10 protein-coding genes are annotated in these 12,660 nt (G+C 58.5%); 4 read left to right on the top strand and 6 right to left on the bottom strand.

Annotation, left to right across the window (positions count from 1 at the left end):
* The first annotated feature begins 310 nt into the window (after window positions 1-310).
* Window positions 311-889, top strand: a complete 579-nt coding sequence (locus L3X40_RS19215; protein WP_237367024.1) for a nucleotidyltransferase family protein — start codon at window positions 311-313, stop codon at window positions 887-889.
* Here L3X40_RS19215 and paoC read toward each other — a convergent pair.
* The 3 genes from paoC to paoA are packed head-to-tail and all read right to left on the bottom strand — an operon-like array spanning window position 861 to window position 4,666.
* A complete protein-coding gene (gene paoC, locus L3X40_RS19210) occupies window positions 861-3,071 on the bottom strand; it encodes an aldehyde oxidoreductase molybdenum-binding subunit PaoC (RefSeq protein WP_237367023.1) in 2,211 nt (736 codons plus the stop codon). The two genes, L3X40_RS19215 and paoC, sit on opposite strands and share 29 nt — an antisense overlap.
* A gap of 3 nt (window positions 3,072-3,074) precedes the next feature.
* Window positions 3,075-4,025 carry an FAD binding domain-containing protein gene (locus tag L3X40_RS19205; protein WP_237367022.1) on the bottom strand — a complete coding sequence of 317 codons (951 nt, stop codon included), beginning with the start codon at window positions 4,023-4,025 and terminating at the stop codon, window positions 3,075-3,077.
* Complete coding sequence (gene paoA, locus L3X40_RS19200; RefSeq protein ID WP_237367021.1) at window positions 4,022-4,666, bottom strand: aldehyde dehydrogenase iron-sulfur subunit PaoA; 645 nt, start codon at window positions 4,664-4,666, stop codon at window positions 4,022-4,024. The genes L3X40_RS19205 and paoA overlap by 4 nt, the downstream gene beginning before the upstream one ends.
* Before the next feature lie 282 nt (window positions 4,667-4,948).
* On the opposite strand from paoA, the gene L3X40_RS19195 reads away from it, so the two are divergent.
* Together L3X40_RS19195 and L3X40_RS19190 are read left to right on the top strand one after the other, a co-directional pair.
* On the top strand, window positions 4,949-6,103 hold the full coding sequence (locus tag L3X40_RS19195; protein WP_237367020.1) for a JmjC domain-containing protein: 1,155 nt from the start codon (window positions 4,949-4,951) through the stop codon (window positions 6,101-6,103).
* Between the two features lie 7 nt (window positions 6,104-6,110).
* Window positions 6,111-6,668 carry a pseudouridine synthase gene (locus tag L3X40_RS19190; RefSeq protein ID WP_272908052.1) on the top strand — a complete coding sequence of 186 codons (558 nt, stop codon included), beginning with the start codon at window positions 6,111-6,113 and terminating at the stop codon, window positions 6,666-6,668.
* 18 nt (window positions 6,669-6,686) lie between these two features.
* Here L3X40_RS19190 and L3X40_RS19185 read toward each other — a convergent pair whose 3' ends face one another.
* From L3X40_RS19185 to L3X40_RS19175, 3 genes are read right to left on the bottom strand one after another with little or no spacing between them, the layout of a single operon-like run.
* Window positions 6,687-7,592: a DMT family transporter gene (locus L3X40_RS19185; RefSeq protein WP_237367019.1), complete on the bottom strand. Its 906-nt coding sequence runs from the start codon at window positions 7,590-7,592 to the stop codon at window positions 6,687-6,689.
* Between the two features lie 54 nt (window positions 7,593-7,646).
* The gene (locus L3X40_RS19180) at window positions 7,647-8,192 is read right to left on the bottom strand and encodes a SixA phosphatase family protein (RefSeq protein WP_237367018.1); all 546 of its coding nucleotides are present in this window, start codon (window positions 8,190-8,192) and stop codon (window positions 7,647-7,649) included.
* Window positions 8,189-10,963, bottom strand: a complete 2,775-nt coding sequence (locus L3X40_RS19175; RefSeq protein WP_237367017.1) for an ATP-dependent DNA helicase — start codon at window positions 10,961-10,963, stop codon at window positions 8,189-8,191. Before L3X40_RS19175 ends, L3X40_RS19180 begins: the two co-directional genes overlap by 4 nt.
* 43 nt (window positions 10,964-11,006) lie before the next feature.
* On the opposite strand from L3X40_RS19175, the gene L3X40_RS19170 reads away from it, so the two are divergent.
* On the top strand, window positions 11,007-12,581 hold the full coding sequence (locus L3X40_RS19170; protein WP_272908051.1) for a lysine--tRNA ligase: 1,575 nt from the start codon (window positions 11,007-11,009) through the stop codon (window positions 12,579-12,581).
* Window positions 12,582-12,660: the final 79 nt, after the last annotated feature.

Genomic DNA, 12,660 nt, shown 5'->3' with positions numbered 1-12,660 from the left:
GATCTGAGGCTTTTTGTTCAATCCAACTGGTACAGTTTTAAACCGGAATCTTGCACAATTTTACCCCGACGTTGACACCCGTCAAGACCTTCGCGGGGAAGTGCGCGAAACCATTGCTCGGCGGCAGTATACCCTCTGGAACCCATTGGTCATGCTGGCGTTGGCAAAGTCTGAGGCGGACATGATCACGACATGACGGAAATTCTCCCTGCACCCGCCTGCGCCTCACCGGCTTGATCTGACAGGTCGGTGAGCGCATCGCTGGCCCCGTGGCATTCGAATTGGAAAGCACAGAAGGATCGAATCGGCAATGAAAACAGGGGACGTCGGCATTATCTTGCTGGCCGCAGGGCGATCTTCAAGGTTCGGTCGGGATGACAAGCTCGCGGCGCCGCTGCGCGGACAGCCTCTTGCGGGACATGTGGCGAAGGCCCTTTCGTCTATTGGAGTGGGATGCAGGATTGCAGTCTGCTCGCAGTCATTGCCGGTGGACTGGCATGCCCTTGGGTTCGATGAGGTGCGTATCCCGGAAGGAAATGTGCTTTCAGCATCTATCGCCGCTGGAATAACGCGTTTGCGGGGAACCGATCTCAAGGCATGCCTGATAGCGCTGGCCGATATGCCTTTCATACCCGCATCTCATTTCGAGGCGCTGATAGCCAAAGGCGCCAATCCGGTGCTCGCCACCGGACAGGCTGGCAATCGGATGGTTCCGGCGCTGTTCAGCCGACAGGTCTGGGATGATCTGTCGACACTGTCCGGCGACATCGGTGCGCGGCAATTACTGAAAGGCGCTCCCTGTATAGAAGCGCCTGCCCAATGGCTGGCCGATATCGACACGCCAGATGATCTGGCACGGTTCACGACACAAGGGGCAGGGCTCCAATAAGTTTGTCCATCCGGATCGGATAATCGCGGACACGCACACCCGTGGCGTTGTAAACGGCGTTGGCGATCGCCGCCCCTACGCCGCATAAACCAAGTTCTCCGACGCCTTTTGCCTTCATAGGTGAGGAAATCGGGTCGGCTTCATCCAGAAAAATCACGTCCTGATGCGGGATGTCGGCATGGACAGGCACTTCATAGCCAGCCAGATCGTGATTGACGAAAAAGCCAAAGCGCTTGTCGACCGTCAGTTCCTCCATCAGCGCCGCGCCGACGCCCATGGTCATTGCGCCGATCACCTGACTACGCGCCGATTTGGGGTTGAGAATGCGCCCCGCCTCGCACACCGCCAGCATCCGTCGAATGCGGATTTCGCCAGTGGCGCTGTCCACCGCTGCCTCAACAAAATGGGCAGCAAAGGTCGACTGCTGATATTTTTTGCCGAGATCGCCATATTCGATGGTGTCTTCCGCAACCAGCTCACCCTGTTCCGCAGCCTGTTTCAACGGCAGGCTCCTCCCATTGGACTTCACATGGCTATCGACGAACTCGACGTTCTCCGTATTGAATCCGAGACGCCGGGCCACTGCTTCGCGAAGCTTGACGCATGCCGCATAAACGCCTGATGTTGAATTGTTGGCGCCCCATTGACCGCCAGATCCGGACGAAACGGGAAAGCTGGAATCACCCAGTTTCACTTCGACTTTATTGATCGGCACCCCCATCATTTCGGCGGCGGTTTGGGCGATGATTGTATAGCTGCCCGTGCCGATGTCGGTCATATCAGTTTCGACGACAATTATGCCATCCGCTTTAAGCCGAACGCGCGCGGCCGATTTGGTGAGCAGATTGTTGCGGATACCCGCAGCCATGCCCATGCCCACCAACCAGTGATCGTCGCGCACGCTGGCTGGTGTCGGATTGCGCTTGCTCCAGCCAAAATGTTCGGCACCGATTTCCATACATTGGATGAGGTTACGCTGGGAAAAAGGTCTTTCGGGATGTTCGGGATCAACCTGCGTGTCATTGAGCGCTCGAAATCGGATCGGGTCAATACCCAGCTTTTCCGCCATCTCGTCCATGGCGATTTCCAATGCCATCAGCCCCGAAGCTTCTCCGGGCGCGCGCATGGCATTGCCTTCGGGCAGATCAAGCACCACCAGCCGCGTTTTCGTCATTCGGTTGGGACCAGCATAGAATAATCGGGTCTGGTGCACAGCATTCTCCGGCCCTCCGCCCGGCAAGTCGCCCGACCAGCCTTCGTGCCCAATGGCTGCAATCTTGCCGTGCCGATCCGCACCGATGCGGATTCGCTGTATGGTCGCCGGTCGATGCGTGGTGTTATTGGCAATGAGCGGCCGTTGAAGGGCGACCTTCACTGCACGGCCCGCCGCTTTTGCGCCGAGAGCGGCCAGTAGCGCATCCGCCCTGATAAACAGCTTTCCGCCAAATCCTCCGCCAATATAGGGAGATATAAGCCTGACATTCTCCTTTTTTATGCCAAGGGTCCTGGCCAGATCGCCTCTGCTCCAGTTGATCATCTGGTTGGACGTCCAGAGCGTAAGCATTTCGCCATCCCAAGCTGCAATACTTGCGTGAGGCTCCATCATCGCATGGCTTTGATCAGGTGTCGTGTAGGTGGCGTCAAGCCTGACCGCCGCCGCCGCAAACGCACCCTCGAAATCGCCTGTGTTTGTGTTGGTATCTCCGCCAATGCCCCCTTCGGGGGGCAACCCGGCGCCTGCTTTTGCCGCCTCCAGATCGAATGCGCCCTCGACGCGGCTATAGTCGACGCGAACCAGCGAGGCAGCCGCCCGTGCCTGCTCAAAGCTTTCTGCAATCACCAGCGCGATAGCCTGGTGATAATGCTCGATTTCGGGGCCGCCCAACAGTGTGGCTGTATTTGAGGTCCCTTTTCCCAGTTTTCCTGCATTCTCCGCAGTGACGATTGCAATAACCCCCGGCGACTTTTCGGCCTCTGTCAAGTCGATGGCGCTTATCCGCCCCTTCGCAATGGCTGATGGAACAATATAGCCATAGGCTGCATCAGGTGCCGCTTCGTGCTGTTCATACGCGTAATGTGCGATCCCGGTTGTTTTGTTCGGACCGTCAATGCGATCCGTAGGCTTGCCGACGACCTTCAGCTGATCGATGGGATTCATTATCGCGGGCGCGTCGAACTTCATGGGTCAGCCTTTCGCCCGTGCCATCAGGGAAGCGAGCGTGCGCTCCACCAGTGGGAGTTTGAATGCATTTTGCGAAGTGGTCTTCGCTGACGATAGCAGCAACGCAGCGACCGCCTTCGCTCCATGGGGCAGTTGCGCATCGGCGCTCTCCATCCGCCAGGGGCGCGGGGCGACGCCGCCAAGAGCGACCTGACCGGTTCCATCGGCCTGCACCACCACTCCTACGGATACCAGTGCAAAGGCATAGGAAGCCCGGTCTCGAACCTTGTGATAGGCCTGATAGCCACCGACCGGCGCAGGCAGACGAACCGACGTAATCAGCTCGCCTGGTTTCAGCGCCGTTTCGATGTCGGGACGGTCGCCAGGCAGTCGATAGAAGTCATCCAGCGCATAACTGTTCGTATCTCCATCCTGCGTCACCGTTTCCACGACAGCATCCAGTGCTCGCAAGGCCACCGCCATGTCGCTGGGGTGCGTGGCGATACATTGGTCGCTGGCTCCCACTATAGCGAGTGTGCGATTAAAGCCGCCGATCGCCGCGCAGCCGCTTCCTGGCTTGCGTTTGTTGCAGGGCAGGTTGGTATCGTAAAAATAGGGACAGCGTGTCCGCTGGAGCAGGTTTCCTGCGGTCGTCGCCTTGTTTCGCAGTTGCCCCGATGCCCCCGCCAGCAGGGCGCGCGACAATAATGGATAGTCGCGGCGTACCCGTTGGTGTGCTGCCAGATCGGTATTGCGGACCAGTGCGCCGATGCGCAAGCCGCCCTCTTTGGTCTCTTCGATATTATCCAGTCCGAGTCCGTTCACACCGATCAGGTGTGCGGGCGTTTCGATTTCCAGCTTCATCAAATCGAGCAGGTTGGTGCCGCCGGCAATGAACCGCGCATTCGGGATAGATGCAGCGCGTCGTGCGGCTTCCGCAGGTGACGAGGCGCGTTCAAACGTAAAGGGCCTCATGCCTTTGCCCCTGCGACTTCCTCAATGGCTTCTATGATATTGGAATAGGCGCCGCAGCGGCAGATATTGCCGCTCATCCGCTCGCGTATTTCCATTTCGGACATGTAGCTGCCTGCATTCAGGTCCGCGCTCGCATGGCTGGGTATGCCGTCCTGGATCTCATCGAGCACACATACGGCAGAACATATCTGGCCCGGCGTGCAATAACCGCATTGATAGCCATCATGTTTGATGAAAGCGGCCTGCATGGGGTGCAGATTGTCAGGCGTGCCCAGTCCTTCGATCGTCGTCACCGCGTCACCTTCATGCATCACGGCCAGGGAAAGACAGCTGTTGATCCGGCGCCCGTTGATGATCACTGTGCAGGCACCGCACTGGCCATGATCGCACCCCTTTTTCGTGCCGGTCAGACGTAGATTTTCGCGCAGGGCATCGAGCAAAGTCGTGCGCGTGTCGAGCTGGAGTTGATGGACTTTCCCGTTCACATTCAACTGTACTGATTGCATGGCAGGCATGGCTCCTTTCTGGGAGGGGCGGACTGGTTGTGCTACAGCATCGGCCACCGCAAATACAGCTGTAGCGCCGCCAGTCAGCAGCACACCCCTGCGCGACATATCCAGTACGTCCTTGCGATCAATCATGTCTGCTCAGCCTGTTTCGGAATGAAAGCGTCTATCGATTGATATGTTCCTCCATCTTGTGAAACGGCAAGGCTGCGGTTGTTGCTTCATAGCTGCGAATAGGATTAATCTCAGCAGGATTCAAATCGGCTGTTGGTGGGGACCCAGGATCGGCACATGTAGGAATTGCCTTCGTTCGCAGGAAATATGGCGAATATGTTCGTGCAGGCTTTATCGGCGACAGCATGCTAGCAGCAGTTCTGCGACCATTCCCGGCACCCGATGCCAATTTTGCGAGTAACCATGCAATTACGTGATTTTGACGCCGACATGTTCCTGCGCGACGTCTGGCAGAAGAAACCGCTGCTGATCAGGAACCCCTGGACAGTATGGAGTAATCCGCTGGACCCCGACGAATTGGCCGGATTGGCATGCGAAGAGGATGTCGAAGCACGCCTGATCACGCAAAGCCGTACAGCGTGGAAAGTCGAGGATGGACCATTCCCCGAAACCCGCTTTGGCCGGCTCAACAAAAAGCCCTGGACGTTGCTGGTACAGGCTGTGGATATCCATGTGCCGGATGTGGCTGCGCTTATCGAGCCGTTTCGTTTCATACCCAATTGGCGCATTGATGATGTGATGGTGAGCTATGCGACAGATGGGGGCGGTGTCGGTCCGCATTTCGATCAGTACGACGTGTTCCTGATTCAGGGGTTGGGCAAACGCCGCTGGCAAGTCGGGGCCGCTTGCGATTTTGCCAGCGAACTCCAACCCCATGACGATCTGCGCCTGTTGGCCAAGTTTGAAGCTATCAACGAATGGATTCTCGAACCCGGCGACATTCTTTATGTGCCGCCACGGGTCGCGCATAATGGCATCGCGCTGGGAGATGACTGCATGACCTATTCGATCGGTTTTCGCGCGCCATCGCGCGGGGAACTCATCGCGCACTGGTGCGATCATCTGCTTGAAGAGATTCAGGATGATGATCGATACGCGGATGCGCATTTGCAGGCGCAAGACAATCCGGGGGAAATTTCTGCGACTGCCATTGCGGGCTTGCACGAAATGATCACCGAAAAAATGCTCGATCGCAAGGCCTTTGCTCGCTGGTTCGGTCAATACAATAGCATGCGCAAATATCCCGAAACGGATTGTCAGATTGACGAACCGCTGCAGGTCGAGGACGTTCGCGCCTGTCTCGACAGACATATTCCGCTGTGCCGCAATCCGGCCAGCCGCTTTTCCTTTATCCGGCAAGGTGCACATGCCGTGTTGTTGTTCGTCGATGGCGAATGTTTTGAGTGCAATCCGGACATCGCACCTTTTGCGGAACAGCTCTGCGTGCAGGGCCGTTTCATGGTCGATGCCGATCTTGGCAAGCTGGATTCCGGCATCGCGCTGATCACAAAGCTTTTAAATCAAGGTAGCCTCGCTTTCGAGGAAGAGGAAGAGTGAGGCGCATGTGTCGCGGTTGATCCTGTTCAACAAGCCCTATGGCGTGCTGTCGCAATTCACCGACCGCGGCATGGATTCGGCCCGCCTGACGCTGTCGGAATTTATCGATGTGCCTGGCGTCTATCCCGCAGGGCGGCTTGATCGAGACAGTGAGGGACTGCTCCTGCTCACAGATGATGGCAGGTTGCAGGCCCGGATCGCCGATCCCAAGTTCAAGACGCCGAAAACCTATCTCGTGCAGGTCGAAGGCGATCCGCAAGAGGCAAGTCTCGATCAGTTGAGGCACGGAGTCGATCTGAAAGACGGTTTGACCCGGCCGGCCGGGGCGGAACGCATCGACGATCCCGCTTTGTGGCCCCGTGATCCGCCAGTGCGTTTCCGCAAGAGCGTAGCTGATTGCTGGCTCAGGCTGACGATCCGGGAGGGACGAAACCGGCAGGTGCGCAGGATGACGGCGGCCATCGGGCACCCGACGCTCAGACTGGTTCGATGGAGTATCGGTGACTGGATGGTTGAGGGAATAAAGCCAGGAGAATGGCGCGAAATTTCGATAGCGCCCACCTGAACATAACCACGTTCTGAATCACTCTTCGGCAATCTTTCTCTGTCTGGTTGGGGGTTTGAGTTCGCTAACGATGATACCGAAGATGATCAGCGCTGCGCCGGCAAAGGCGCCAGACGGCAGCCGCTCCCCGGCAATTCGTCCCAAAATTCCCGCAAAGACGGGCTCCCCGGTATAGATGACAGTCGCTCGCGTCGGAGATACGCTGCGTTGCGCCCAGTTCATGACGACCTGAATCAAGGCGCTGGCAAGGCCAAGGCCAAGACCAATGCTGGCAAGTGTCCATGAAAAGCCGGGCACAGATTCCCCTGCGGGTCCCATGGCTGCGAAGCTTAACAGTGAGGCGGTGGCCAGCTGGATAATGGTTACGCGCCGAGCGTCGACCTTTGGCGCGAAATAACCGATGGCGATGATTTCTGCGGCGATAACAAATGTGCTGATGATTGTCAGCCATTCGCCCCGTCCGATGCCGCCCGCCAAGGCATCGGGTCCTGCGAGGACCAACATGCCGATAAAGGCAAGCCCTGCCCCAGCCCATGCCATCAGGGTAGGTGGACGACGCAGAACCAGCCATTGCAGTAACGGTACAAGAGGAACGTAAAGCGCTGTTATAAAAGCGGACTTGCTGCTTGGGATGGTTTGCAAGCCCATGGTTTGCAGCACATAGCCGACGGCAATGGTCAACCCGACGATCAATCCCGCCTTTATTTCGGTCATCGTCATAGCGCGCAATATTGACCAGCCAAAGGGCAGCATGACCAGTGCAGCTGTACCAAAACGCAGGCCGACGAAAAAATAGGGGCCGCTGACCGTCATCGCCCAATGGACGAGGAGGAACGTGGTGCCCCAGATCATCGTTATACCGACCAGCGCCCATTCGGCGCGACCGAAGCGGACGGACACAGGGACATCAGGAACAGCTGACATTACAGGCCTTCAGTACTGGAACCTGCCTCGCCCTGCGCGCAAAGGTGAACGGCGTCAATGCTGTTGATCAGGGCCTAAAGTCGGGTCGAGATCACGAGGTCGGGTAAAGCTGACAAGGCGAGCCATATTAGGGCCCATGTCATCCCATTTATCGATGTCGATTTCCATGACGGCAAGGCTTGCTGTCGGAAATTTGATCTCTACATCATCGCGCAGTGCCGACGCACTGTTATCTGGAACAAGCGTCAGGATCAAATCCTCCAGCCCTGGATTATGGCCCAGCATCAGCAGACTGGATACGTCATTGGGCTGATCGCGTAACACGTCCATCAGCGTGGCGGAGGAAGCAAGATAGATACGGCGGTCCCAATTGGCCTCGATCTTTTCGCCATAGCCATCCAGAAATGTGTCGAGCGTCTGGATGACCCGTACCGCCGGCGAGGCGATCAGATGATCGAAATGCATGTCGTGATTGCGGGCATAGCGCCCCATCGTCATGGCCGCGCGGGCGCCCCGCTTATTGAGCGGACGGTCGAAATCCCGCGAAACGTGATCATCCCAACTGGATTTCGCGTGCCGCAACAGGGTAAGCCTTTTCATTCTCTCTCCGCGATGGATGCGTTCTGTGTCTGATGCACGAAAGACGTTGCGGAAGAAAGACGGGAACTGACAGAAATTATGGCTTCGTCCAACGTTACCCGCCGGAGCCGTACGCCATCGGGAAATGCGCTGAGCAAGCGGGACGGCATGGCGGCGGACAGGATGACGAACGTGCCCCGATCATCGGCCCGCCGGATGAGGCGCCCAAATGCCTGCGCCAGACGCGAGCGGATCAGCCGGTCATCATAGGCGCTGCCCCCGCCGGCAAGCCGCCGCGCGGCGTGCAGTACCGTGGGTTTCGGCCATGGCACACCTTCCATGACGACCAGGCGCAGCGAATGGCCGGGCACATCGACACCATCGCGCAAAGCGTCTGTCCCCAAAAGCGATGCACGTGGATCGTCACGGAAAATATCGACCAAGGTGCCGGTATCCATCGGGTCGACATGCTGCGCATATAGCGGCAATCGCGCCTCAGCCAGCCGATCGGCAATCCGCGCGTGGACAGCGCGCAGGCGGCGGATGGCAGTGAAGAGGCCCAGCGTCCCGCCTTGTGCGGCTTCGATCAGGCGTGCGTAAGCGCCCGACATGGCGGCGATGTCGCCCTTTTTGATGTCGGTGACGATCAGCACCTCGGCCTGGGTAGCATAGTCAAAAGGGCTTGGTGCCTCAAAGCGTAGCGGTGGGCGGGACAGATATCGGGCACCGCTGCGCGCTTCGGCCATGTCCCAATCGCCCCCGCCTTTCAATGTGGCTGACGTGATGATGACGCCGTGGGCGGGTTTGGTCACAATCTCCATCACAGGCCGCGTTGGATCGAGCCAATGGCGGTGTAGGCCTATGTCGAACTCTCGTCCCTCGATGCGATCGACGGCCAGCCAGTCGATGAAATCGGGATCGGCCGGACCGCCCATGCGCGACAGCATCGCCAGCCAGCCCGCCACCATATCGCATCGCCAGCCCAGTGATCCGAGTGCGCCCTCGATCCGCGCTCGCGCCGGGCCATCGAGCCAATCGGGCGCGTCCTCAATCACTGCTTCGAGCCTTTTGGCCAATCGGGTCAGAGGGCGCAGCAGATTGTCGAGGGCTTGCGCTCCGGCCTGCGCGGCATCGACCAGCGTCCCGTCCAGTTCGGCCATCTCGGTTTCAAGGCCATAGCCGGCATCGCCGCCTTGCTGGGTATCGCGAGCGTAGACGGTGCCGCGTACAGCAGCGAGCAACGCTTCAATGGGACCGAAGGGTTCGGCTGCATTGATGCGCTTGAGCCATTCGTCGGACGGAAGAGCCATTGCGGCATTGCGCGCGGCCTCGATTGCCCGCCCGCCTTCCTCATCATAACTGGCGACGTCAGACAAGCGTGCGGCAAGGCCACGGCGACGGCCACGTGAGCTGCCCTCCGGCCCGATCACCCAGCGGCGCAACTCGATGGCTTCCTGTCCGGTCAGTGCCGACGCAAAGATGGAATCGGCTGCGTCGAATAAATGATGGCCCTCATCGAAGATAATCCGGTTGGGGCGATTTCCTGTCTCTCGCCCTCGTGCAGCGTTGACCATGACGAGTGCGTGATTGGCGATGACGATGTCGGCATCCGCGCTTGCCCGCGCCGCGCGCTCGATGAAGCATTTGCGGTAATGCGGGCAACCGGCATAGACGCATTCGCCGCGCCGGTCGGTAAGGGCGGTGGAACCATTGCGGCGAAATAGCGTGGGCAACCAGCCGGGCAAGTCGCCGCCCACCATGTCTCCGTCCTTGCTATAGGCCGCCCAGCGCGCGACCAGATGCGCCAATATAGCGGCGCGGCCTGCAAAGCCGCCCTGGAGCGCGTCTTCCAGATTCAACAGGCACAGATAGTTTTCTCGTCCCTTGCGGATCACGACCTTGCGCCGCAGCACTGCCGGGTCTGGATAGATGCGCTCCGTTTCGCGGTCGAGCTGACGTTGCAGCGCCTTGGTATAGGTGGAAATCCATACGGGTCCGTCTGCCTTTTCCGCCCAGAGCGAGGCAGGGGACAGATATCCCAGCGTCTTGCCGATGCCGGTGCCCGCTTCAGCGAGCAACATGTTGGGCTGATCATGATGGGCACGGGGCGCGAAGCAGGCTGCGGCTGCCTGTGCATAAGCATGCTGGCCGGGACGTTCTTCGGCGGCATCCCCGGTCAATCGACGCAGGCGATCGGTAACCTCCTGCTCATCGAGCGTAACGACACGGGGCTGGGCGCGCGCGGATTTTTCTTCCCATTCGGGCAGTTTGGAAAAAAGCCAACGTTCGGCCTTTTCGGGGGTTTTCATGCGCTGAACCACCAGTTGCGCCCACGGCCAGCGCAGGCGATAGAGAGATTGTGCCGCCGTCCAGGCTCCCTCTCGTTCTGCCCATTCCGATGAGGTGAGCGTAGTCAGCAACGCATCGGCGGCGGCGTGATAGAGGGCGGGCGCTGTCGATTCCTCGAGCACATCGTCATTCCTGCCTTCACTGGAATGCCGATCCAATAAATTCAACGCCCGCCCTATCCCCTTGGTCGTCGGGACCACGAATTGCGCGGGGTGGACGAAGGCCCATAGCTCCAGCAAATCCAGTCCCGACAGATCGGGATAGCCAAGCCGTTGGCCCATTAGCGGCGCGTTCAGCAAAATGACCGGCGTTTCCGCTGCCCGGCCCACGGCCTCTCCCTTCGACACGGCGCGCGTCTGCCCATCGGTATCGCGCAACCAGATGCCGCCATGACTTGCATGCAGCGCAGGAAAAGCTAGGGGAGTGGTCACGACTTTGGACATGGGTCCTGACCCTAAGCCTATTGGGAACGAAAGGGCAACACAAGTGAGCGATTTGCGCGACGCGGCGATGCAATCAAAGGCCTGGCCTTATGAGGAAGCGCGCAAATTGCTGAAACGCTATGCCAAGGGCGCGCCCGAAAAGGGCTATGTGCTGTTTGAAACAGGCTATGGCCCATCAGGCCTGCCCCATATCGGCACGTTTAACGAGGTGTTGCGCACAACCATGGTGCGCAGGGCCTATGAAGAGTTGTCCGATATTCCCACGCGCCTGATCGCTTTTTCAGATGACATGGACGGATTGCGCAAGGTGCCTGATAATGTTCCCAATCAGGAGATGTTGACACAGCATCTGGGCAAGCCGCTGACGGCCATTCCCGATCCATTCGGCAAGTTCGAAAGTTTCGCGCACCATAACAACGCGATGCTGCGCGAGTTTCTTGATCGCTTCGGTTTCGAATATGAATTCCTCTCGGCGACGGAATGCTACCGCGCCGGGCGCTTCGACGAGACATTGAAACAGGTGCTGCGCCATTATCAGGACATCATGGACATCATGTTGCCGACGCTGCGCAAGGAACGGCAGGCGACCTATTCGCCCGTTCTGCCGATCAGCAGCAAGAGCGGGATCGTGCTGCAAGTTCCGGTTGAGGTGGTCGATGCCGAACAGGGCATTGTCCGGTTTGAGGACGAGGGCGAGGTCATCGAACGGTCGATACTGACCGGCGGGGCGAAGCTGCAGTGGAAGGTTGATTGGGCGATGCGCTGGGTCGCGCTGGGCGTCGATTATGAAATGTCGGGTAAGGATCTGATCGATTCAGTCACGCAAAGTTCAAAAATTGCCCGCGCGCTGGGCGCCCGTCCGCCCGAGGGCTTCAACTATGAAATGTTCCTCGACGAAAAGGGTGAAAAGATTTCCAAATCGAAGGGCAATGGGCTGAGCCTGGAACAATGGCTGACCTACGGACCGGGGGAAAGCATCGCCTTTTACGCTTATCGCGAACCCAAAAAGGCCAAGCAACTGCATCTGGGCATCATTCCACGCGCAGTGGATGAATATTGGCAGTTCCGTGCGGCCTATCCGACGCAGGAACTGGACAAGCAGCTTGGCAACCCGGTGCATCATATTCATGACGGAAAGGTGCCAACGGGCGAACTGCCGGTGACGTTCGGCCTGCTCCTTAACCTTGTCGGTGTCATGGGCGATGCAGGCAAGGATCAGGTATGGGGTTATCTGACCAACTATGTGCCGGATGCGAGTGCGCACAAATACCCGGAGCTTGATCAGTTGATCGGTCATGCATTGGCCTATCATCGCGATTTCATTGCGCCGACACTCAAACGGCGTGCGCCAACCGCAACCGAAGCGGCTGCTCTCCGGCGGCTGGATGAAGAACTGGCCGCACTGCCTGCGGATACCAGCGCAGAGGCTATTCAGAATATCGTCTATGCTATCGGCAAGGATGAAAGCTTTGGTTTTGAGAATCTGCGCGACTGGTTCAAGGCGCTGTATGAAACCTTGCTGGGGGCCGAGCAAGGGCCGCGCATGGGGAGTTTCATCGCACTTTACGGGGTTGGAAACAGCCGAAAGCTGATTGCTGAGGCTCTTGCATCCGTCTGATCGCTAGTCACCTGAATCCGAAGTTCGCTTCATTGTTTTCTGGCAGAAGCGTTTGACGGCGGCGAGGATCTCGTCGGCG

It is taken from the genome of Rhizorhapis sp. SPR117, assembly GCF_021742065.1.
Note: the sequence above shows the minus strand (reverse complement) of the source record. Positions and strands in the feature narration are given on the sequence as shown.